Origin of the sequence: Vibrio paracholerae, from assembly GCF_037672085.1 — a bacterium.
Classification (GTDB): Bacteria; Pseudomonadota; Gammaproteobacteria; order Enterobacterales; family Vibrionaceae; genus Vibrio; species Vibrio cholerae.
The window spans coordinates 368,102-390,313 of sequence record NZ_JBBHLM010000001.1 but is presented as its reverse complement, the minus strand read 5'-3'; the positions used below and the strand labels follow the sequence as shown (position 1 = coordinate 390,313).

Below are 22,212 nucleotides of genomic sequence, written 5' to 3'. Positions count from 1 at the left end.
ATTTTTGTGATGGGGCACCTTGAGAACTCAATGAAGTATTGTCAGACGCATTACTACGCTTGAGTGAATCCCCAAACCGCTGGAAAAGTGCGAAATACACGCCCCGAGTTTAACGTCTAGAATGCCGATTAAGTTCTCATTTTCTGATGACCGATCAAGCATGAGCTCCCGCACGTCAATCATGCCGCTTGCTACAGTACAACACTGTACCCAAGCGACTTGACATTGTAGATCGGCGTAAAGTGAGACGTTATTGAATATCTAACTTATTGAGTAATGAAGGATAACCCCAGCCATCATGGCCTGTACTGGTCAACCCAAACTGGACACTTCTACTTGAGAATTTTCAAACTCTACCGGTGAAAGATCGTCATTAGCAGAATGCAGCCGCTCCAAGTTGTAATATTTCATGTAAGCAGTCACATCTTGCTTCATAAACTCCCTTGTTGGTTGATTAACTTTAAAAATCCAATCGTGTTTTAAGCTGCCAAAGAATCGCTCAACAACGGCATTATCCCAACACGCCCCCACATCACCCATGCTAGCTCGGATACCATAGCTCGATAGCAGCCTACCGAATTGCTTACTGGTATATTGCGAGCCTCGGTCACTGTGAAATACCAGCCCTCGCGCTGGTTGTCGCAGGTTGTAGGTTTTTATTAATGCCTTAGATATCAAATCTGTAGTCATGCGTTTGTCTATATGCCATCCCACAATCCGGCGTGAATATAAATCCATCACCACTGCTAAATACATCCAGCCTTCACCCGTCTTTAAATAGGTCACGTCACCCGCCCAGACCTGATTAGCCGATACTGGATTAAAGTTCATATTTAACAGGTTATCAGCCACTGCATCTGAGTGCTTTCGCTGCGTTGTCACCTTGTAAGCGCGTCGCTGGGTTGCTTTAAGTCGAAGGCGGTGCATAATTTTACGAACGAGATAGCGACCAACCTGATAGCCTTCCTTGCGCAATTTCTTCACCATTTCACGATTCCCTAAGCTGCCTCGACTTTGCTTAAATAGCTGTCGAACAAGGCGATAAAGCTTCAGTGTTTCAAGGCTTATCACGTTTGCAGGGCGCTTATGCCAATCGTAATAACCTGATTTACTTACGCTCATTACTCGACATAACAGTGCCACGGGAAACAGGTGAGATTGCCGTTTGATGAAACGAAATCTTACTTCATTTCTCTCGCAAAGAAGGAGCTTGCCTTTTTTAGAATTTCTTTCTCCATACGCAATTCTTTGTTTTCTCTACGCAATCGCTTCAACTCATCCCGCTCAGACTCTTCTAAGGTGATACCTTGTTTCAGGGCTTCGTGTCTTTCTTTCCAGTTGTAAAGCAGGCTCGTGCTAACTCCAAGAGACTTTGCCGCATCGGCAACGCTATAACCTTGTTCTAGCACCATCAAGACGGCTTCATCTTTAAATGCCTGCGGATAACTTTTATGTGATTTCTTCAGACTCATATAGACCTCTTAATTTATTGACCATACTGTCTCAAAATTAAGTGTCCGATGGGATTAGACCAGAACACAATGTGGAAACCCTCTCCGACAAACCAACTCACCACGAATGGGCACGACAACTGAATGAGGCAATGACACTGAAATTTACAGCGACAGACACATTGCCGTTTCATTAGGCAGCGCAAAACAATGCTCAATTGCCGACAGACTTTAAGCCTGTAAGTAAAGGCACCAGACTGTTCAAAGCGACTTGAGCCAACAATACTAACCTCGCGCAGACTCAAAAACCTAATGAGGCAATAACTCAGAATTAACAGCGCCAGACACATTGCCGCTTCATTAGGCAGCGAAAAACAATATTGAATTGCCAACAAAACCTGAACGAAATGCCAAAGGAATCGACATTCACAACCTACTGATTTTATGGATTAAGCATAACGCCCGCCTAAGGGGCTGGCAACGCACAACAACTAAACTCAAACACAACAACCGAAACCACCGCGGCTCAATGGGACTGGAAACGCCACGCGTTGACAGTCCCTCTTGAGGCGTTTGTTATGTGTATGAACTCTAAGCTAAAGTTAGCTTCACCCAAACATGCTACGCGATATTTTATGACCAACTGCAAAGCAAACAACGGCAACACAAAGGAAAACTAGGATTGACAGCAGATATCCAACCGTCGCTGATACGCCAAAGCCCCAAACAAACGAAAATAACAAGCCTTGATATGCTTCGTATGGCCATTGAATTAATGGAAAATCTGAGCCATCCATCAGAGTAAAGATTAATGCTGACAATCCAAATAGTGATGCCACAATCCCAAACATGCTTGATCTATTCATGCTGAAAACTAACTTGGAAACGAGTCTGCCAATTCTATGTGCTTGTTTCGATTAGGACTAGCTAAAAAACACATAACGCCCGCCTAAGGGGCTGACAACGCATTACCACTAAACTCAAACACAACAACCATAACCACCGCGGCTCAATGGGACTGGAAACGCCACGCGTTGACAGTCCCTCTTGAGGCGTTTGTTAGCCGATTTTCAGATCCAGTTTGAAATTACGGATGATTTTCTCATCCAAACAGCTTCGCAAAAACTTATTCATCGCTGTCATATCATTGGAGCTGTAAAAATCGAGCATCAGCGTATTAAACTCTTGTTGACGCTTTGCTTGAACATTGATGATCGGAAAACCATTAGCTAAAAGGATCCCATTCATCATAAAACGGCCAGTACGCTTATTGACGTCCCAAAAAAATTGGGCTCGGGCCATTTGTAAAAATGCAGTGATCGCCTGATCGTAAATATCAGCCTCATTGCCTACTTGTTGCTCAACCTCAATCCACTTTGCATCCAACTCATCCGGAGCTGGAGGTTCATACTCAGAGCCCCATAACCCGAACGGAATTTTCCCCACTCCAATGCCTCTTCTTGCCCGGCTATGTTGTGAATTTTTAAGGCTATTTCTTTATTAAATTTAAACTCTCCACGATCGACTAAAGCAAAGATAAATTCCCATGCTTTAGCTTGGTTCATGGCCATGTTTTGATCACTGATTCGATGACCACCGACAGTGATCCCATCAAGGATGGTTTGTACCTCTGGCAAAGTCATTGCAACACCTTCAAGGTTCACCGCATCATAAACCAGAGCAGGCACATCTCTTTTAGCAAGCTGCTTAGCCAAAGCTATATTTGGCTTCATATGCCAAGTGTTATCTGAAAATGCTGTCATAGCGATATTCTTCAATTTAAGTAAAACTAGGCCAAGTATACACTTGTGAGCAGACAAGGTGGTAGAAGTCGGCTAACGCCCGCCTAAGGGGCTGACAACGCATAACAACAAAACTCAATCACAACAACCGTAACCACCGCGGCTCAATGGGACTGGAAACGCCACGCGTTGACAGTCCCTCTTGAGGCGTTTGTTATAAGCACCCTAGCCCAATTTCTCATCAATTAACTTTGAGACTGCTTTCATCATCTCAAACTGTTCTCGAGATAACACATCGGGCTTTTGATAAGCATTTGATATTAAGCGTGTCTTTCTAAATGCGTAATGGTTTTTTATAAAACATAAATAACCATATAAGAGCTCAGTTTGGTTCTTTGATCTAGAAAGAGCCTTTCTTACACGCTCTTCATACTTACGCAACTCAACAGCGTCATCATCATCGAACTCATCCATATACAACTCACGTGCAAGCTGCCTTTGAGACCACTCCAAGACCCCTAGAAGCTCTTTGATTTCTTTTTTTAATTCATCACTGTCATGTGTCCCCATATGTCCCCAAACATGAGCTAAAGTGTATTCGTCTAATTCAGACAACCGATGTAGAAACTAAAGGATAAATATATGGCTAAAGGAAACACCCCACCTAACGGACCTAGCAAAACTGGAAACCCATCTGGTGGAGGCAGAGGGTATCCGCCCCATGATCCCACAGGGCGATATTGTTAGTGTTTGAAGTTCCAAGGCAGGAGTGCATCGATATCTGGCTCTGCTTTCGCTAGCTCTTTCATGCACTTGACCATGTAGTCGTAGAGGATGAGACCGTTGGCTTTCGCTGTCCCAACGATGCTGTAAAGCATCGCACTCGCTTCAGCTCCATTGGGATTGGTCGAGAAGAGCCAGTTCTTTCTACCAATAACCAGCGGCTTAATGGCGCGTTCAGCACGGTTATTGTCTATCGATAAGTGACCGTCATCGATATAGAGGATTAACTTTGACCATTGGCCGAGCGTGTATTTTATCGCCTTACCCAGCGGGCTAGACTCAAGCATCTGTTGAGTCGTCATCCATTCGTATAACTCATCCAGTATCGGTTTGGCATGCTGCTGGCGTTCTGCTTTTCGTTTTTCCGCAGACTCACATTTTAAGCGTGATTCTATCCCATAAAGCTTTTGGATTTTGGCAAGCGCTTTATCCGCTTTACCTGACTTACCTTTGCCTTGAAGCTTTTTCGCGTCCATGAACTTACGCCGAGCATGCGCGAAGCAACCGACATTGGTGACTCGATGAAGCCCATCATAAGCACCATAGCCATCGGTTTGCAGATAACCACTGTAATCCCCCAAGAAGGCAACAGGGCACGACCTCGCGCGACTGTTTTGATAGTCGTACAAGACGATATTTTTCACATTAGGGAGTGCGGCACCTGGCGAGTCCGCGCCCGAGCAGTAGAGCCACATGTAGCATTGCTTGTCTTCCTTGAGGACATTGAGCGGCGTTTCATCCGCCTGAACCACCACTTGCTCAAGTAGGTGCGTTTTTAAGGCCGCGTAAAGTGGGGCGAACTTCTCACTGACTTGGATAACCCACCTTGCCATGGTGGTGCGTGAGAGTTCGATACCCGACTGGGTAAACAGGGATTCTTGACGATACAGTGGCATCGCGTATTGGTATTTGCCGAGGATGATATTGGCCAGTAAGCTTTCTGTGGCGAAGCTTTTAGGGATAATGCTTTGCGGCGCTGGCTTTTGAACGACGTGGTTTTTGTCTTCTGTTTGTTCGCATTGGCGGCAAGCATATTTAGGACGAACATATTCCAACACTTTTAGTACCGCTGGCGTGAACTCAAGTTTCTCGCTACGGTCTTCACCGATTTTATGCAGACTATGTTGGCAGCAAGTGCACTGCTTTTCATGGTCGTCTAAATCAAGTTCGATAACTTCACGAGGCAGGCTCTTTGGCAGTGGCTTGCGTTTACCACGTTTCTTGGTTGTGTTGGTCGTCGTGACCTCAACCTCTTCTTCCTTAGCGGCTTCACATTCCGCTTCGTTGAAGAGGTCACCTTGTGATTCATTGTAAGGCTTTAACGCCTCCGAGCGTTTAGCGAACTGACGGTCGAAGGCAAGTTTGAGTTGTTCAAGCAGCGACTGGCGCTCTTGTTTCAATTGGGTTTCTGACGCCAACAGCGCTTTCACCATCGCTTGTAGCTCGGCAACATCTTGGCTTTCTGGATTGATATTTGGCGTCTTTTTCATGGCATTGATTATACTAAAATTATGCCATTAATGCTTGGTGGATAAGACTTTATTATCGCTTAAGTCATTGTAAAATCATTTATTATAACGGGTTTGTGGCCGATAATCGTGAAGCCAGAAAGCAGTCTATCAAGCTCGAATTGAGTTAGGGTAAACACGTCGTTTTGCTCTTTTGATGGCCACTTGTACTTGGCTTTTTCAAGGCGCTTGTACCAAAGAGCAAAGCCTGTCTTATCCCAGTACAGCACTTTGATTTTGTCGCGCTGTTTGTTGGTGAACAGGAACAGTGCACCACTTCCTAACGGTAAGTCGGTGTCACTTTCAATCATGGCCGCGAGACCGTTGATGGACTTTCTAAAATCGACGCTTTCACGATAGAGATAGATTTCGGGAGCACTGAGCATGCGTTTCATGACAGCGCACCGATAAGTTCTGCAAGATAGGTTGTTGGCGTGCCTTGCGGAATGATCAGTTCAACATTGTTTACAAGTAGTGTCATGTTGGCAACGACAAGGTGAGTGGCTTGATACTTTGTCCTCTTTTCAACGACTTCTGCTTTAACAAAGCCAATCGTGTTCGGTTTTTCGATGTGCTTTAACTGTTGGCGCTTAGCGTAAAAAGTGGAGAGGCTCAGTCCGTTACGTTCACAGAATAATCGTTGTGATAACTGGCTGGATTCATAGTGTTCGAACAGGGTTCGCCATTCTTGGTGAGTGCGTCGTTTAGCCATTTCAAATCGCCTTTGGGTTGGAGGTTTGATCTTATTATTCGGGCTAGACGATTAGAATGCGGGGTTTATGACGCGCTTACGGCAGAGGCAACAATCCGCCTCGTTCAAAATAGCAACGCTGGTGCTAGGTAGTAACACCTAGCACCTATTTAAATTTCTTAGTAAAACTTGGTTAAATTCATGGCTCGATGATTTATATGATGAATAGTTTACTGTATTAATAGTTTCTCCCACCGCACATAGACACACTTTTTGCTTGCTCCGATATTGCTTAAGACTTAAGGGGCTTCCAGAGCTATTAACACATGCATCAAGAATTGAATACTCAACTTCTAAAGGATATCTATTATCAAAAATAACATTTTCAGTTACTTGCCCAACTCCATAACCAACCACTCCAATGATGGCCATATATTTCAATTTTTTCTTAAGCTGTAAACCTTTTACAGGCTGATTACATGTGCAGCAAGTATGAGAAACTCTCGTTTTTACTTTTATTGGTCCTTCACATTCACAAATACTCAAATTATCTCCTTAATTTGAATTGGTGCTTATAACGCCCGCCTAAGGGGCTGGCAACGCATTAACACAAAACTCAAACACAACAACCGTAACCACCGCGGCTCAATGGGACTGGAAACGCTACGCGTTGACAGTCCCTCTTGAGGCGTTTGTTATGCTTAAGCTTCAACACTTTACATTTGAACCAACTCAAGAATAACCCAATGAAATCATTGACCAAAACTCGAATTTTCTTGAACTAGAACTGACTCAACTTTTACCTATGAACTGACCAATGCAGGCTTTCATTTAGCAACTAGGCCAATGTGGAAACCCTCTCCGACAAACTCACTCACCACGCATTGGCACGACAACTCAATGAGGCAATAACACTGAAATTTACAGCGACAGACACATTGCCGTTTCATTAGGCAGCGAAAAACAATATTCAATTGCCGACAGACTTTAAGCCTGTAAGTAAAGGCACCAAACTGCTCAAAGCGACTTGAGCCAACAATACTAACCTCACGCAGACTCAACAACACAATGAGGCAATCACTGCGATTTTTCAGCGCCAGATACATTGCCACTTCATTAGGCAGCGAAAAACAATATTGAATTGCCGACAAAACATGAACAAAATGCCAAAGGAATCGACAACCACAAACTACTGATTTTTATGGATTAAGCATAATACAAAATCCAGCAACACCCAATACAGCATCACCTGATTTTACATACGCAACTTTATAGCCATTCGACTGCTGTTTAAGTATTTGTGCAGACAGAGATTCCAAATCAAAATCTGGACGAAGTGTCAGTAGTACTTCTGCAACTGACCTCAAGTCAGTGCTATCTTTCAATAGATGAACTTTCATATTTCCTCGATGACGGCTAACGCCGCATTAAGGGGTGAACAACGCCCAAACTAACTCAATGCAAACTACGCTCACCAAGATAGCTACTGCATGCTAAAAATGCTACGCGTTGTGAATCCCACTTAAATGCTTTGTTAGGTTACGATGTCTCATTTTGAGTGTGATTTTCACCGCACTACTATCCGATTTTCGTAATTCTTAGTCGTCAACTCGACCAATATCACAATTGCATAATACCAATAAATCAATAACTTATGCACCATTAAACATACGATAAAACTCACATTCTCTGGAAGCAATATAAGGATATAGAGAAATATGATTATTGGTGTATAAACTATGACTGAATCATCTCAAGATAAGACTAAGCGTAAGCTGATTAATCACATTAAAACCATCAAGCCCACGCATCAGACAGCGATATTTTTTAATAACTTTGATGATGCATTTCTGTTCAACAATTTGATGCAGGAAATTAAAAAACCTGTCAGTGCTGCATTCAAAAGTATCACTATGATTTGGGTGTTGAGATTAAAAAATCAGTTCAGATATGGCACTGTCGGATACATTCAAATTCTCACCTCTGCCGAACTTGATTTGAACTTGCTTAGCAAAGTGCTCTCTCGATACACCTATGACAGCCAAGTTAGAGTCGCACAACGTCCATTTGACCGAGAAAAATATACAGACACAGTATCAAAGCAAAGGCTTGCCAATTTAGCCGCCTATTTAGGCTCTGAGACAAGCCCAAGACGTTATGCCATAACCAACAAGCCTAGAGTGAATAGACACGCTCAGAATTGATTCTAGCGATAATGAGAAGCACTATCACCAAAACCAATTGGTTTCATATGTCACCCTGTGTTTCGATGAGAACTATTCTTCTGCAATTACCGAATCAGGCATAATCTCGCCATTTCCATTATAAATTACATGACTACCCGCTTTGATTAAATCGAAATCCCGCTGAAGCCAATGACTAATCTTTTGCTCTAAACACTTGCTACCAGCTTCATACAATAAATTGGCAGGAAACGAAAAGTCATAATCTGCACTTCTGAAGTTCAGATGTCGATGTGATGGAACAGGTTCAAACTCACAACCAAACTTTGTGGTCAGTACGTCTGCAATCAATTTTTCAGCTAAATTTACGTCCATTAGGTACTCCCTTTTGTGAAGCAACCTAACGCCCGCTTAAGGGGCAGCCAACGCCACTACTGATTCTCCGCATAACACAGTAACCACGAAAACCAACGCATAGTAAAAATGCCATGCGTTGGCTGTCCCTCTTGAAGCGTTTGTTATAGCTCGGCTATGTGTGACAACGTTTCTGGATGACGCTGTACTAACTTTAAAAGAGTGACCGCTTGACCATTTGGCACACTACGACCTTGTTCCCAGTTTTCCAATGTGCGCGAAGACGTATGAAGTAACCGCGCGAAGACTCCGCGGGACATATTGAACTGCTCGCGAATACTCACGATTTCATCCGGTGAGATGTTCAACTCACCCACATCATTCACATGATGTGTTTTCAGAGTAAGCTTACCTTCTGAATGCTGCTTAGCCTCAACAAGAGCTGAGCTTAACTCTGCAAATAAATCACGATTGCTCATTGCGCCACGCCTCCATAAAAGCCATTAGTTGTTTCCTTTGATTTGCATTCAAGTCAGACATTTCATTTTTGCCGTAAATGGTTAGCAAATAGAAACGCCTCTTTTCATCGAGAAAGTAATAGATAATCCGTGAACCACCACGCTTTCCCTTGCCTTTACTCGCAACTCGAATTTTTCGCAAACCGCCAGTACCTTGAATCACATCACCCAGCTTGGGGTTTAGCATTAGCTCTGCTTGAAAGAGCCTATACTCCTCATCACTGAGATATTCATCTCGGTACTTTTCAAAAATTGTTGATTCGACAAATACACTTTTCATAAATGGAGTGTACGCACCAAGCGTATAGATAGCAAGAGCTAGTTCAGATAAGAGCTATAACGCCCGCCTAAGGGGCTGGCAACGCATACCACTAGACTCAAACACAACAACTGCAACCACCGCGGCTCAATGGGACTGGAAACGCTACGCGTTGACAGTCCCTCTTGAGGCGTTTGTTATGGCGCAATTCTCAAGTTAGGCCATATAGCCAACCAACCCTTTGACTTTACTCGATTTTCGAAGATTCCATATGCTCGTTTAGGATTATGTGTGATAAAACCTTGAAATAAACTCTCGAAACCAAAGGCTGATATACATTCGTAACGATCATGCTCGACTTTTCTCACCGCTACCGCCGTTTCTTTTTCAGGCCAATAGCTCATGGCATCCAATATGCTTTGGTAAGCATTGTCGCCATTTTGTAAGTGCATCTTAGCTTGATTTTTCACTTGCCAATTGAGCTGGGGCATTTGCTCCGACAACTTGAGCTCAAGTGATTTTTCATAATCTGAATCTAAACGATCGGCATCGAAGAAAATGACATCAATGTCGTTTAATGGCGTCAGCTTTACGTTGTGATGTAAAGAGTCCCAGACAAGGTTTCGCACAAAACCTGCGGCTATGTAGCATTGAGGCAGTTCAAGCTGGTAGACACATTCTAGTGCTTCAAGTCGAATGGGATCTTTTCTAATTAAATCAACGATGCCTTTCATTTTCACCTTGCGCCATAACGCCCGCCTAAGGGGCTGACAACGCATAACAACCAAACCCAAACACAACCACCGAAACCACCGCGGCTCAATGGGACTGGAAACGCCACGCGTTGACAGTCCCTCTTGAGGCGTTTGTTATGCATGTGCCACAACGCGAGCCATATGGTAAACGTCAACGTAGCTGCCATTTCTGAATGCATAAGCTTTCGACTCACCTTCAATTACAAAACCGAATTTCTTGTACAAATTAATCGCTCGTTCGTTATCCACATAGACCGTCAATTCGATTCGTTTCAAATTCAGCCAGTTATCCGCTAAATCGATAACCGTTTTCAGTAAAGCACTACCAACACCTAAACCTTGAGCATCGTCTTTTACGCCCATGCCGAATGTACCAACGTGACGACGTCGCGGATTGGTACATAGCTCAAAGCCCAAATTACCTACTACTTCACCGTCCACTACTGCCACATACGCATAAACGTGCTCTGGAATATTCTGGAAACGTTTTTCCCACATATCGGAGGATGGAAGCGGAAGTTGTAATGTGCCGGTGTAGGCATTTGGGCACTCATAAATTCCTTTTATCGCTTTAGCATCTGATGGCTCTGCTCGCCTAACTTCAACAACCATAGTTCCTCTTTTCCTAAAAAATGCATAACGCCCGCTTAAGGGGCAGCCAACGCTTTACGAACTGTCCGCATAACACCGTAAACACACAAACCAACGCATGATAAAAATGCCGCGCGTTGGCTGTCCCTCTTGAAGCGTTTGTTATGTCACTTTTCCGATTAGTCGTCGAGCATAGCTTTCGCCATGCCTTCATCAAACTCTCTGGAACATTCAGGACAGAAAGATTCTTCAAAGTCAGAGCGCCAAACAAGATTTTCAGAAAAGTGTCCACAATGTGTAGCAGTATGGGCATCTATATAATTTTTCCACTCAACCATATCAACTAATTGTCTTTCGATATCATCCACACTGCTTTTTAGGGAAACCACATAATCCTTGTAAGCTTTGAGACTTTCTAGGTTCTCTTCATAGTTTTCAAGAAAGTCATCAATTTCAAACTCATCATGACTAGTTAACCCCTGTGCAATTCTCCCTTTGATTTCAGAGTATTCTATATGCGCAGTATGACTTTTATATTGTGCCCACGAATCAACAAATTGGATCTTATCGGAAAAACCACCAAGTATTACTTGAAGTTCTAATTGCTCTTCTTTGGGACAACAAATTATTTCGATGGCATCAAAATCAAAGTAAAAACCACAATCATCAACATACCTCCATTCCCTTTCCCAAGTGAAGCCTTGTCGGTATGTTTTTTCACCCAACGGGTGAGCAAGTGATTTGATTGAATCCACTAATGAACTTACTTGTTCGTCCTCAGAAGCATCGGAAATTGAGAACAATTTTCCAAGTACATCATTGTCTAGGTAAATTGTCGGTCTAACATTATGCTTAACCATATAAGATTTACGAAAGCCAATGCCATAGTGCATATTTTGCTCTCTACGCCTTTCTGATATTGCAACAAAACCACCCAAAGCAAAAATCGGGGTTTCAGTGAAACAGGCGATTTTATGGGTAAAGTTACTCGATGTTGAACCATTTGGGTTTTGAGCCTTGATAAAACCTTCATTATCTGTTTTTCCACCAGTCAAGATACTCTTTATGGCAGATTTACCCGTCATATGAATGAGATACCTTGACATATCAGGCTTTAACTTAGGTTCAATTTCGAATGCTTTCATTAAAAAACTCCACTGAGGATTTCATTTTAACGCTTGTGACATAACGCCCGCCTAAGGGGCTGGCAACGCATAACACTAAACTCAAACACAACAACTGCAACCACCGCGGCTCAATGGGACTGGAAACGCCGCGCGTTGACAGTCCCTCTTGAGGCGTTTGTTATAAGGTGGATAACTACTTAATTAGATTGAGTATTTCTTTAAACTCTGCCGCTCTACAATCTTTAACCAGTTCATAAAGACTCATTTCTAAACCTGTTATTTCAACACCAGCCCCTGCTAGCTTTGTAATTGCTAGCTCCTTGTTTGATTCATCACGTGAAGACACGCAATCACTCACTAAATGTATGTCGTAACCTAGATTTTTGAGATGAATAGCCGTTTGATAAACACATATGTGAGCTTCGATACCACATATTAACCAAGACGTTTTCTTTGATTTTTGGATAGTTCCGATGAAACGAGGCTCACCACAAGCATCAAAACTGAACTTGCTAATCGGTTGTTGATTACTCAATAACACTCTGAGCTCTTCGATGGTTTGACCTAATTTATCTGGATTTTGCTCAAGCCAAACTATTGGCAATCCTAGCAATTGAGCTCTTTTAATTAGTTTTATGCAGTTTGAAACAAGCTCATTACTGTCAGAAACCAATCGAGCCAACTTGCCTTGGATATCAACGATAATCAGACCAGTATTTTCCTTGTCAAGCATACAGACTCCTTTGCTAAAACACCTTATAACGCCCGCCTAAGGGGCTGGCAACGCATTACCACTAAACTCAAACACAACAACCGAAACCACCGCGGCTCAATGGGACTGGAAACGCCACGCGTTGACAATCCCTTTGAGGCGTTTGTTAGCCGTTTTTTCTAAAGCTACTGTTTCGTAAGCATTAACCGACGCAAATCTCGCTCCGCACGCATAACAAAAAGAATACGAACATTTGCATCATCATACTTGTAGAAAACACGGCACGGATTTACAACGACTTCACGATAATTGAGGTGCTCTAGTTCTGGTGGAATGCGTCCAGACTCTGGAAAATCGGCCAAACGTTCAACTTTTGTAAAAATAGTTTGCACCAGTTGTTTAGCAGCTACGACATTTTCAAGCGCTATGTATTCAGCAATATCATTTAGATCGGATAGAGCTGGTTCCGTCCAAACTATTTCAGCCATTTTGACATTCTGTCCTTAGCATCTTGATGGCTGACTACTTTGCCATCCGCTAGAGCTCGCTCACCACGAGCAATTCCTTCGAGGATTGCTAAACGATTTTGCATAAATTCATAATCATCTACATCAATAAGATAAGCTGACGGCTTTCCATGCTCAGTTATCAATACTGGCTCTTTAGTATCATGAAGATCGGCAAGGATCTTAGTGGCCTGCCGTTTTAGTGACGTTACAAGTTCTACTTTCATTTAAGCTGCTCCAAAGAAACACCAAAGTGATACTATTCTATCACTCAGAGCATAGCAAGCTTTCAAACGGCTAACGCCCGCCTAAGGGGCTGGCAACGCACTACCACTAAACTCAATCACAACAGCCGAAACCACTTCGGCTCAATGGGACTGGAAACGCCGCGCGTTGACAGTCCCTCTTGAGGCGTTTGTTAGGCACAGGATGCCCGCTGTAGCACCCATTTTTCCAATTTTTCATTGTCGCTATCAACCACAAAACCAATGAAAACAAAGTTGTTGGCTCGTACGACATTCAACGAAGCGAGGTTCGCCGATGAAATCAAAGCCACAACACTTTCAATTGAATCCACATTAAACGCTAACTGACAAAGTTGATTGACTGCCAATTTTGCAAATCCTCGACCTTGTTTATAAGGCGAAACATTGTATCCAATTTCAACTTCACCATCTTGAGGTTCATCTTTGAAGCCACAGAAACCAACGACATTATTGTCCACTGACATCATGTAAGGTAATGACCAAATTTCAGCTTTTGAATTTTGGAGCTGCTCATAAGAACGAATCAGAACATGCTTTGGTAGCACAGCCCCTTCACAAAACGTCAATTCTGAGTCAAGTTCAACATGGTCGAGCAAGCATTTAAGATAGCGCTGATTTAACTGTTGTAGTTCCAATTTTCCACCCTGTGCCTAACGCCCGCCTAAGGGGCTGGCAACGCACACCACAAAACTCAAACACAACAACCGAAACCACCGCGGCTCATTGGGACTGGAAACGCCGCGCGTTGACAGTCCCTTTGAGGCGTTTGTTATGCTTAAGCTTCAACACTTTACATTTGAACAAGCCTAAGAGTAAATCACTGAAATCATAGGCTAAACTTCGAATTCCCTTGAATTAGAACTGGCTCAACTTTTACCTATGAACTGACCAATGCAGGCTTTCATTTAGCAACTAGGTCAATGTGAAAACCCTCTCCGACAAGCCAACTCACCACGAATGGGCACGACAACTCAATGAGGCAATAACACTGAAAGTACAGCGCCAGACACGTTGCCGCTTCATTAGGCAGCGACAAACAATATTGAATTGCCGACAAAACCTAAACGAAATGCCAAAGGAATCGACAACCTCAACCTGCTGATTTTTATGGATTAAGCATAACGCCCGCCTAAGGGGCTGGCAACGCATAACACTAAACTCAATCACAACAACCGAAACCACCTCGGCTCATTGGGACTGGAAACGCCACGCGTTGACAGTCCCTCTTGAGGCGTTTGTTATATGCGTAGCTTGAGGTCTGATTTAAAAGAAACCAAACCAGAAACATTGTCGACTTCCATTATCGAGCAATATCGCTTACCAACTATACTTTTGCCATCATTGATTACCTCGACTAAAGAGACTTTATCACCTGTAGCAAGTTTGGGTAACTCATTAGTATGATAACATTTGAACCTCAAAATGTTACCATCACTTTCTATTAACTCACCATCTATCCTTAATCTGTATAGTTCAGTATAAACTTTAATATACTGCCCTTTGGACTTTAGCTCTTTAAGATGTCTAGATAGTTCAACTTCCCCTTTCATTGGTTCAGCTATAGATGAGTAGACCTTTTCATCAGCATTTAATATTGAATAGTAATTCAGATAAAATATATTTTCCAAATGACGATCATAAAAATTAATCTCATTTTCAGAAATGATTAAATCACAAGAAATATAAGCAATACTTGGTGTCAATGGAAAACAGAACAGAACTGACTCATATGATTCTGGCACATCACTTCGAATAATCTCCTTTGGTAAAATACGACTTAGATCGTTTTTATTTACATCTTTTCTAATTACAGGATTGTCTGATGTAACAAACTTAAACTTAGTATGATTATATACGATTCTAGAGTTTGGGTGAGCGATGCCTCCTAAGTCTATTGTTGGTATTTGTCTTTTAACAACATCAGCAAGTAACTTTTTATAATCATTCTCACCAGTAATGTCATCACAATATTTAGCAATGTCATCCCACGTTCCCTGCATAGAGCGAATGAAACGAACTACCCTAATATGCTGTAACGTCACAAAATATGAGAGAAAGGACATTACTTCATTAGTCAATTCACGATTCTCTACTTTTGTAAGATACTTACGATATAAGCTTTCTACCGTAGATAAGAAATTTTCAATTATCGGCTCATTTTCGTCATCTTCCGGAAGGTTGTAAAATTTATTCACCGTAAATATATTGTGATTTACACCTCTCATCTTCCACCCTGAGTCTAGAGTTTTTGAGCTAACAAAAACCCCAGATTTCATTTTCGGATTATTCTTTTGTAAATCTGATATGTCAGCTAAAAACGACCTTAAATAGCAAGCTGGGACTAAATGTTGATCTGTTTTCTGTGCCATGAAACCTCCATTTTCCGAAAGCATATAACGCCCGCCTAAGGGGCTGACAACGCATAACACTAAACTCAAACACAACAACCGTAACCACCACGGCTCAATGGGACTGGAAACGCCGCGCGTTGACAGTCCCTCTTGAGGCGTTTGTTATGCTTAAGCTTCAACACTTTACATTTGAGCCAACTCAAAAGTAAACCACTGAAAATATTGACCAAACTTCAAATTTTCTTGAGTTAGAACTGACTCAAATTTTACCTATGAACTGACCAAAGCAGAGTTTCATCTATCAACTCAGCTAATGTTGAAACCCTCTCCGGCAAACCCACCCACTCACCACACATTGGCACAACAACTCAATGAGGCAATAACACTGAAATTTACAGCGACAGACACATTGCCGTTTCATTAGGCAGCGAAAAACAATGTTCAATTGCCGACAGACTTTAAGCCTGTAAGTAAAGGCACCAAACTGCTCAAAGCGACTTGAGCCAACAATACTAACCCCGCGCAGACTCAACAACCCAATGAGGCAATCACTCAGAATTTACAGCGTCAGATACATTGCTGTTTCATTAGGCAGCGAAAAACAATATTGAATTGCCGACAAAACCTGAACGAAATGCCAAAGAAATCGACAATTACAACCTGCTGATTTTTATGGATTAAGCATAACGCCCGCCTAAGGGGCTGACAACGCATAACACCAAACTCAAACACAACAACCGTAACCACCGCGGCTCAATGGGACTGGAAACGCCGCGCGTTGACAGTCCCTCTTGAGGCGTTTGTTATGCTTAAGCTTCAACACTTTACATTTGAACCAACTCAAGAGTAACTAACTGAAAATATTGACCAAATATCGAATTCCCTTGAATTAGAACTGGCTCAACTTTTACTTATGAACTGACCAATGCAGGCTTTCATTTAGTCACCAGGCCAATGTGGAAACCCTCTCCGACAAACTCACTCACCACGCATGGGCACAACAACTCAATGAGGCAATGACACTGAAATTTACAGCGACAGACAGATTGCCGTTTCATTAGGCAGCGAAAAACAATGCCTAATTGCTGACAAACTTTAAGCCCATAAGTAAAGGCACCAAACTGCTCAAAGCGACTTGAGCCAACAATACTAACCTCACGCAGACTCAACAACACAATGAGGCAATCACTGCGATTTTTCAGCGCCAGATACATTGCCACTTCATTAGGCAGCGAAAAACAATATTGAATTGCCGACAAAACATGAACGAAATGCCAAAGGAATCGACAACCACAAACTACTGATTTTTATGGATTAAGCATAACGCCCGCCTAAGGGGCTGGCAACGCATTACCACTAAACTCAAACACAACAACAGTAACCACTGCGGTTCAATGGGACTGAAAACGCCACGCGTTGGCAGTCCCTTTGAGGCGTTTGTTAGGGCGTACTTTCATTACACCTTAGGGCTTCTAATATTCTTAACCCATCACTTTTTGTGCCACTATAACCACCAAAAAAACTTGGATATTTCATTGGTGCTAAAGTAAGAACTAATTGAAACACCGTGAAGTAAAAACCAAAGCTTGCTAAAAAAGTGAACCATTGACCCGCGTCAACCATTCTTAGCTCATTTAATAACATGGCTAAAAGTAATGTTACTAGTGGGCCACCAAGCAACGTGAACACCAAACCGACTCTCGACAGCCTTGAACTTATGCTACAAAAGCCATGAAAAGTAGAAAATGGCGCAATTCTGATAAACAAGCGGCTCACTTTTATTATCGGGATTAGGCTCGAGCCACCCAAATCAATGACAACTTTCTTTTTCATACACAACTGAGGTATCGCATGACCAAGCTCATGCATGAGCGTCAGTAACGGCATCAACACCAAAAATCCCAGTGCGTAGCCAAAAACAAGCTCCATTGTTTCCTTTCTCCATTAAGCCCTAACGCCCGGTTAAGGGGCAGCCAACGCCACAACCAAGCTTACGCATAACACCGTAACCACAAAAACCAACGCATAATAAAAATGCCACGCGTTGGCTGTCCCTCTTGAACCGTTTGTTATGGCTAACAACTCACTGATTTATTGGGTAAAACTTTAGGAAAGCTCTATCCGTTCATATCGACATTCGTAAGAGCCCATTTCGAATTCTCGACAAATCCAAGGGCGATTTTCGTAAATTGCGCACATGAACGTTTCACGATCTAGAGCTGAACACCAACCATCTGACAAACGCAGCATAGTTTCTCCACCCCATTCATCAAATGCAATGTGCTGCTCTGGTACACCTGTATCGGTAATGATCATAACCTCCAAACGGCAACAACAAGCATCGCAGTTTGAGCACGATATTTCCGGATTTGATACATTTTTAATTGGGATTGTCATCGAGTTCTTCAGCAAGTTTAATCGCAGAATAGTACTGCAATTTAAACCAATTTACCGACATTAATGATGGACTCAACTTGATAGCCATAACGCCCGCCTAAGGGGCTGGCAACGCACACCACAAAACTCAAACACAACAACCGAAACCACCGCGGCTCATTGGGACTGGAAACGCCGCGCGTTGACAGTCCCTTTGAGGCGTTTGTTATGCTTAAGCTTCAACACTTTACATTTGAACAAGCCCAAGAGTAAATCACTGAAATCATAGGCTAAACTTCGAATTCCCTTGAATTAGAACTGGCTCAACTTTTACCTATGAACTGACCAATGCAGGCTTTCATTTAGCAACTAGGTCAATGTGGAAACCCTTTCCGACAAGCCAACTCACCACGAATGGGCACGACAACTCAATGAGGCAATAACACTGAAAGTACAGCGGCAAACACATTGCTGTTTCATTAGGCAGCGCAAAACAATGCTCAATTGCCGACAGGCTTTAAGCCCATAAGTAAAGGCACCAAACTGCTCAAAGCGACTTGAAAAAGCAAAGCTCAACTCGTGCAGACTCAATATTCCAATGAGGCAATAACTTGGAATGTACAGCGCCAGACACATTGCCGCTTCATTAGGCAGCGAAAAACAATATCGAATTGCCGACAAAATCTGAACGAAATGCCAAAGGAATCGACAATCACAACCAGCTGATTTTATGGATTAAGCATAACGCCCGCTTAAGGGGCAGCCAACGCTACTACCAACTTACCGCATAACACCGTAATCACAAAAACCAACGCACGATAAAAATGCCACGCGTTGGCTGTCCCTCTTGAAGCGTTTGTTATGCGCCTTGCCTTGGAAGTCATTTGATACCATAATTAGGTACTTCTTGGTACTTTTGAGGATGAAATTTATGGCTAAGAACACAAGTATTACCCTTGGTGAGCACTTTGATGGTTTTATCACAAACCAAATTCAAAGTGGGCGTTATGGCTCTGCAAGTGAAGTCATTCGCTCTGCTTTGCGTTTACTCGAAAACCAAGAGACTAAACTGCAGACTCTTCGTCAACTACTTGTTGAAGGTGAACAAAGTGGTGACGCTGATTACGACCTTGATAGTTTCATCAATGAACTTGATAGTGAAACTAATCGATGAAACCATTTAATCTTACAACTGCAGCCAAAACTGATTTACGTGATATCGCTTTATTTACTCAACGCCGTTGGGGCAAAGAACAGCGAAACATCTACTTAAAGCAATTTGACGATTCATTTTGGCTTTTGGCTGAAAATCCCGACATCGGCAAATCGTGTGATGAAATTCGAGATGGTTACCGGAAATTTCCTCAAGGTAGCCATGTAATTTTTTATCAACAAACAGGCAGCCAACAAATTAGAGTCGTCCGTATTTTACATAAGAGCATGGATGTTAATCCGATCTTTGGCGCATAACGCCCGCCTAAGGGGCTGGCAACGCATTACCACCAAACTCAAACACAACAACTGCAACCACCGCGGCTCATTGGGACTGGAAACGCCGCGCGTTGACAGTCCCTCTTGAGGCGTTTGTTAGTTTCGTAGCCTATTGTTTGCCAATGACTTTTAACGCATTTGTTTGAAAGTCATTTTACGCAAATGCATCACACAAACACACTCCAACGCAAAAAGCTGTGAAGTGAGCTGCCAAAACTCGCAGCGATCAAGGTTAAGTTGGCCACTTACCGAATTTCCGACAAAGAAAGTGCGATTTCAGCGACGATGCTGCTTTTTGTGAAACCAAGTTGACCGAGTTGAACATCCAACAACTTTGAAGCATCGAGACTTGTTGGCTTTCAGCGACTTTGAAATAGCTGAACTTTCAACACTTTCTACTAAATCAGCATCAGGCAAAACTCAAAAGCCAAATAGTGCGACTTGAACACTTAAGGCCGACTTTTCAGGGCATTGAGTCTGAGCTTTTGATGATTTTTTCTAGATAGAAACTAACGCCCGCCTAAGGGGCTGGCAACGCATTACCACAAAACCCAAACACAACAACCGAAACCACCGCAGCTCAATGGGACTGGAAACGCCACGCGTTGACAGTCCCTCTTGAGGCGTTTGTTATATTTTTTCGGCACTTTTAGGAAAGGTTTCAGATATAAAAAAATATCTTAGTAGATGTTGGTCCACTTTCTTTGCTATTTCTCTTATTATCAAGCATTTATCAGCAACTTCTCGTAAATCCAAATTTACAGGTTCCCCATGAGCGATTTTGTTTCTTATATCTCTTATACCATGGAAATCACTTACCTCTTGTTCTGAGAGTTCTAGAGAGAATCCATCTGAAAGTAAATCTGGAATTTCAACAGAACGTAGATTACTCAAACGCTCAACTAGCATCTTTATGCCATAGGTTGAAAATTGTTCACTTGGAAATCTGTACCCTAAACCTTCAAGTTTATCGCTTGCCGAAACATACTGTTGATAGGATTTAACCTTATTTGCTCTTCTTATTTTTCGTCTTAGCTTCTCAATGTCTTGGCTATCATTTGTAATATGATCTAGTGTTTTCTTCTTGGCATTAGCAAGTAATTGATCTCTACCACCATGAGAATCAATAAATTCATAAATTACATCATGAACATACGATTCGAAAAAACTAAAATTACTGAGCAATGTATACTTAGCTAATTTTTGTTTATATCCTACAGCTCGTCCCTTAAGTTCAGTATTCATTTTATTTTGCTGTTCACGCGAAACATCTCCTTTCGGAGCGTAATGATCAGCTTTGGTCATTGAATCTATAACACCTTTCTCAAATAGCTGAATATTTCGTTTTAATGTAGGAACAGCCGAACATACTAGGACTGAAAACTCAAATGCATCTTGGGTTTGAGTTTTCCATTTCTCATACGCATTCGTATGAATATTTAATATCTTTTTATTCATTTAACCAACTTAAAAATATAACGCCCGCCTAAGGGGCTGGCAACGCATAACAACCAAACTCAAACACATCAACTGCAACCACCTCGGCTCATTGGGACTGGAAACGCCACGCGTTGACAGTCCCTCTTGAGGCGTTTGTTATGGCGTGATTTCACCCGTTAACTCTTGAATATCAATCCAATCAACTTCTCGGCCAAGTACACGTTTGTAAGCAACCAAATCATCAACGGGTATTGTCGGCACCACAACACCCAAGTATTCACCAGAAACTGAACGCTCAAAATTGGTATGCAGCTCATGCCACTCATCACTTTCCGATGCTCGTATTTTAGTTCCTGGTGCTAGGCCTATTTCTATTTTCTGTGAGCCATAAATCAACTGAAAATACTCTAAATCCCAAGAGCCTTCGATGTAATGAGTAAGAGGCTTTGAAATATATTGGCTAACATCCGCCAAGATTTTATGCGCATCACTTTTGTGAATATAGAGGTCAATATCTGCGACTTCTCGTGAGCCGCCATGGATTTTGGCCGCTAAACCACCCACTATTTGATATGAAATTTGCTTCGACTCGAGAAGCTCTTTGAGCCACAGCAATGCAACTTTTACTTTCTGGCTCACAATCACCTCACTGGTTGTTTCATATTGCGCCATAACGCCCGCTTAAGGGGCAGCCAACGCTACTACCAAGTTTCCGCATAGCACCGTAACCACAAAAACCAACGCATAGTAAAAATGTCACGCGTTGGCTGTCCCTCTTGAAGCGTTTGTTATAAGCGTGCTAGCGTTTTTCTACTTTGCTATTCAAACCAACTTCTAATGCAGATGCCTTAGTTTTTGCTGCTTCTTGATATGTTTCGAATACATCTCCATTTTTTCGTCCACTAAAATGAAGAACTCCGTGAACCACTGCCATAAAAAAGGAAACAACAACAATAAAAATTGGCAACAAACCAAGACCTTCAAAATTTAAAGATATCAATCCTAAGACAAAGAAAAAACTTGAAGCTATAGCAATTTTTTTACTACGAGATGAAGATTTCATAAGCATCCATATGAGCAAGTTAAACTTATGAGATGTTACAGATTA

General features: G+C 42.3%; 32 protein-coding genes and 4 pseudogenes. 3 read left to right on the top strand and 33 right to left on the bottom strand.

From position 1 onward, the window contains the following. Window positions 1–312 precede the first annotated feature (312 nt). The 11 genes and pseudogenes from R4537_RS01865 to R4537_RS01815 all read right to left on the bottom strand — a co-directional run bounded on the left by R4537_RS01865 (window position 313) and on the right by R4537_RS01815 (window position 7,575). Window positions 313–1,472 (bottom strand): IS3 family transposase gene (locus R4537_RS01865; RefSeq protein ID WP_139284674.1). Its coding sequence is split into 2 segments (ribosomal slippage): window positions 313–1,223 and window positions 1,223–1,472, totalling 1,161 coding nucleotides; the frame shifts between segments, so codons are not numbered across the junction. A gap of 14 nt (window positions 1,473–1,486) precedes the next feature. Next, window positions 1,487–1,846, bottom strand: coding sequence for a DUF3709 domain-containing protein (locus R4537_RS01860; protein WP_080483250.1), 360 nt, complete (start codon window positions 1,844–1,846; stop codon window positions 1,487–1,489). 213 nt (window positions 1,847–2,059) lie between these two features. Beyond that, window positions 2,060–2,317, bottom strand: coding sequence for a hypothetical protein (locus R4537_RS01855; protein WP_338952994.1), 258 nt, complete (start codon window positions 2,315–2,317; stop codon window positions 2,060–2,062). A 193-nt stretch (window positions 2,318–2,510) separates the two neighbouring features. Then, window positions 2,511–3,214, bottom strand: a pseudogene (locus R4537_RS01850) (Fic family protein). 204 nt (window positions 3,215–3,418) lie between these two features. Further along, window positions 3,419–3,808 (bottom strand): hypothetical protein, encoded by a 390-nt coding sequence (locus R4537_RS01845; protein WP_139284671.1) that lies wholly within the window; start codon window positions 3,806–3,808, stop codon window positions 3,419–3,421. Between the two features lie 128 nt (window positions 3,809–3,936). Further along, a complete protein-coding gene (gene tnpC, locus R4537_RS01840) occupies window positions 3,937–5,466 on the bottom strand; it encodes an IS66 family transposase (protein WP_114813761.1) in 1,530 nt (509 codons plus the stop codon). A 59-nt stretch (window positions 5,467–5,525) separates the two neighbouring features. Beyond that, window positions 5,526–5,879: an IS66 family insertion sequence element accessory protein TnpB gene (gene tnpB, locus R4537_RS01835; protein WP_071178690.1), complete on the bottom strand. Its 354-nt coding sequence runs from the start codon at window positions 5,877–5,879 to the stop codon at window positions 5,526–5,528. Beyond that, window positions 5,876–6,196, bottom strand: coding sequence for an IS66 family insertion sequence element accessory protein TnpA (gene tnpA, locus R4537_RS01830; RefSeq protein ID WP_114813763.1), 321 nt, complete (start codon window positions 6,194–6,196; stop codon window positions 5,876–5,878). The genes tnpB and tnpA overlap by 4 nt, the downstream gene beginning before the upstream one ends. 138 nt (window positions 6,197–6,334) lie before the next feature. Further along, window positions 6,335–6,721, bottom strand: a complete 387-nt coding sequence (locus R4537_RS01825; protein ID WP_139284672.1) for a hypothetical protein — start codon at window positions 6,719–6,721, stop codon at window positions 6,335–6,337. A 281-nt stretch (window positions 6,722–7,002) separates the two neighbouring features. Continuing rightward, window positions 7,003–7,281 (bottom strand): DUF3709 domain-containing protein, encoded by a 279-nt coding sequence (locus tag R4537_RS01820; protein WP_057561549.1) that lies wholly within the window; start codon window positions 7,279–7,281, stop codon window positions 7,003–7,005. 93 nt (window positions 7,282–7,374) lie between these two features. After that, the gene (locus R4537_RS01815) at window positions 7,375–7,575 is read right to left on the bottom strand and encodes a hypothetical protein (protein ID WP_071177737.1); all 201 of its coding nucleotides are present in this window, start codon (window positions 7,573–7,575) and stop codon (window positions 7,375–7,377) included. A gap of 339 nt (window positions 7,576–7,914) precedes the next feature. Between R4537_RS01815 and R4537_RS01810 the strand changes: the two genes are divergently transcribed. Then, window positions 7,915–8,379, top strand: a complete 465-nt coding sequence (locus tag R4537_RS01810; RefSeq protein WP_069648540.1) for a hypothetical protein — start codon at window positions 7,915–7,917, stop codon at window positions 8,377–8,379. 72 nt (window positions 8,380–8,451) lie between these two features. On the opposite strand, the gene R4537_RS01805 is transcribed toward R4537_RS01810, so the two are convergent. The 18 genes and pseudogenes from R4537_RS01805 to R4537_RS18670 form a co-directional block, all read right to left on the bottom strand. Further along, entirely contained in the window at window positions 8,452–8,733 is a 282-nt protein-coding gene (locus R4537_RS01805; RefSeq protein WP_069648539.1) for a hypothetical protein, read from the bottom strand. Window positions 8,734–8,876: 143 nt separating this feature from the next. Then, a complete protein-coding gene (locus R4537_RS01800) occupies window positions 8,877–9,191 on the bottom strand; it encodes a helix-turn-helix domain-containing protein (protein ID WP_000071008.1) in 315 nt (104 codons plus the stop codon). Next, a complete protein-coding gene (locus R4537_RS01795; protein WP_000843587.1) occupies window positions 9,178–9,510 on the bottom strand; it encodes a type II toxin-antitoxin system RelE family toxin in 333 nt (110 codons plus the stop codon). The genes R4537_RS01800 and R4537_RS01795 overlap by 14 nt, the downstream gene beginning before the upstream one ends. A 176-nt stretch (window positions 9,511–9,686) precedes the next feature. Beyond that, window positions 9,687–10,223 (bottom strand): nucleotidyltransferase family protein, encoded by a 537-nt coding sequence (locus R4537_RS01790; RefSeq protein WP_071178897.1) that lies wholly within the window; start codon window positions 10,221–10,223, stop codon window positions 9,687–9,689. Window positions 10,224–10,358: 135 nt separating this feature from the next. Then, complete coding sequence (locus tag R4537_RS01785; RefSeq protein ID WP_071178896.1) at window positions 10,359–10,856, bottom strand: GNAT family N-acetyltransferase; 498 nt, start codon at window positions 10,854–10,856, stop codon at window positions 10,359–10,361. A gap of 158 nt (window positions 10,857–11,014) precedes the next feature. Beyond that, entirely contained in the window at window positions 11,015–11,980 is a 966-nt protein-coding gene (locus tag R4537_RS01780; RefSeq protein ID WP_148494386.1) for a hypothetical protein, read from the bottom strand. Between the two features lie 175 nt (window positions 11,981–12,155). Further along, a complete protein-coding gene (locus R4537_RS01775; protein WP_338952989.1) occupies window positions 12,156–12,695 on the bottom strand; it encodes a hydrolase in 540 nt (179 codons plus the stop codon). Window positions 12,696–12,859: 164 nt separating this feature from the next. Then, window positions 12,860–13,162, bottom strand: coding sequence for a type II toxin-antitoxin system RelE/ParE family toxin (locus tag R4537_RS01770; RefSeq protein WP_000818171.1), 303 nt, complete (start codon window positions 13,160–13,162; stop codon window positions 12,860–12,862). Continuing rightward, window positions 13,150–13,407 (bottom strand): type II toxin-antitoxin system Phd/YefM family antitoxin, encoded by a 258-nt coding sequence (locus tag R4537_RS01765; protein WP_000861987.1) that lies wholly within the window; start codon window positions 13,405–13,407, stop codon window positions 13,150–13,152. Before R4537_RS01765 ends, R4537_RS01770 begins: the two co-directional genes overlap by 13 nt. A 191-nt stretch (window positions 13,408–13,598) precedes the next feature. After that, window positions 13,599–14,081 carry a GNAT family N-acetyltransferase gene (locus R4537_RS01760; RefSeq protein ID WP_071179059.1) on the bottom strand — a complete coding sequence of 161 codons (483 nt, stop codon included), beginning with the start codon at window positions 14,079–14,081 and terminating at the stop codon, window positions 13,599–13,601. Between the two features lie 266 nt (window positions 14,082–14,347). After that, window positions 14,348–14,517: pseudogene (locus R4537_RS01755) on the bottom strand (DUF3709 domain-containing protein). 167 nt (window positions 14,518–14,684) lie between these two features. Further along, the gene (locus R4537_RS01750) at window positions 14,685–15,815 is read right to left on the bottom strand and encodes a DUF4238 domain-containing protein (protein ID WP_071179060.1); all 1,131 of its coding nucleotides are present in this window, start codon (window positions 15,813–15,815) and stop codon (window positions 14,685–14,687) included. Between the two features lie 292 nt (window positions 15,816–16,107). Further along, a complete protein-coding gene (locus R4537_RS01745; RefSeq protein WP_422641470.1) occupies window positions 16,108–16,356 on the bottom strand; it encodes a DUF3709 domain-containing protein in 249 nt (82 codons plus the stop codon). A gap of 376 nt (window positions 16,357–16,732) precedes the next feature. Beyond that, the gene (locus R4537_RS01740) at window positions 16,733–17,011 is read right to left on the bottom strand and encodes a DUF3709 domain-containing protein (protein WP_071178225.1); all 279 of its coding nucleotides are present in this window, start codon (window positions 17,009–17,011) and stop codon (window positions 16,733–16,735) included. Window positions 17,012–17,237: 226 nt separating this feature from the next. Continuing rightward, window positions 17,238–17,726 (bottom strand): hypothetical protein, encoded by a 489-nt coding sequence (locus R4537_RS01735; protein ID WP_033933186.1) that lies wholly within the window; start codon window positions 17,724–17,726, stop codon window positions 17,238–17,240. Window positions 17,727–17,903: 177 nt separating this feature from the next. Then, on the bottom strand, window positions 17,904–18,194 hold the full coding sequence (locus tag R4537_RS01730) for a YkgJ family cysteine cluster protein (RefSeq protein WP_080483480.1): 291 nt from the start codon (window positions 18,192–18,194) through the stop codon (window positions 17,904–17,906). 337 nt (window positions 18,195–18,531) lie between these two features. Continuing rightward, window positions 18,532–18,749: pseudogene (locus tag R4537_RS01720) on the bottom strand (DUF3709 domain-containing protein). Window positions 18,750–18,760: 11 nt separating this feature from the next. Then, the gene (locus R4537_RS18670; protein ID WP_369698709.1) at window positions 18,761–18,820 is read right to left on the bottom strand and encodes a DUF3709 domain-containing protein; all 60 of its coding nucleotides are present in this window, start codon (window positions 18,818–18,820) and stop codon (window positions 18,761–18,763) included. A gap of 284 nt (window positions 18,821–19,104) precedes the next feature. Between R4537_RS18670 and R4537_RS01715 the strand changes: the two genes are divergently transcribed. Then, a complete protein-coding gene (locus R4537_RS01715; RefSeq protein ID WP_002044787.1) occupies window positions 19,105–19,347 on the top strand; it encodes a type II toxin-antitoxin system ParD family antitoxin in 243 nt (80 codons plus the stop codon). Continuing rightward, window positions 19,344–19,643: a type II toxin-antitoxin system RelE/ParE family toxin gene (locus tag R4537_RS01710; protein WP_000802131.1), complete on the top strand. Its 300-nt coding sequence runs from the start codon at window positions 19,344–19,346 to the stop codon at window positions 19,641–19,643. Before R4537_RS01715 ends, R4537_RS01710 begins: the two co-directional genes overlap by 4 nt. A gap of 175 nt (window positions 19,644–19,818) precedes the next feature. Here R4537_RS01710 and R4537_RS01705 read toward each other — a convergent pair. From R4537_RS01705 to R4537_RS01690, 4 genes and pseudogenes are all read right to left on the bottom strand, one after another. Beyond that, window positions 19,819–19,971: pseudogene (locus R4537_RS01705) on the bottom strand (DUF645 family protein). A 323-nt stretch (window positions 19,972–20,294) separates the two neighbouring features. Next, on the bottom strand, window positions 20,295–21,122 hold the full coding sequence (locus tag R4537_RS01700) for a HEPN domain-containing protein (RefSeq protein WP_001035095.1): 828 nt from the start codon (window positions 21,120–21,122) through the stop codon (window positions 20,295–20,297). A 138-nt stretch (window positions 21,123–21,260) separates the two neighbouring features. Further along, window positions 21,261–21,776, bottom strand: a complete 516-nt coding sequence (locus R4537_RS01695) for a MazG-related protein (protein ID WP_071179111.1) — start codon at window positions 21,774–21,776, stop codon at window positions 21,261–21,263. Between the two features lie 127 nt (window positions 21,777–21,903). After that, entirely contained in the window at window positions 21,904–22,167 is a 264-nt protein-coding gene (locus tag R4537_RS01690) for a hypothetical protein (protein WP_071179112.1), read from the bottom strand. Window positions 22,168–22,212 lie beyond the last annotated feature (45 nt).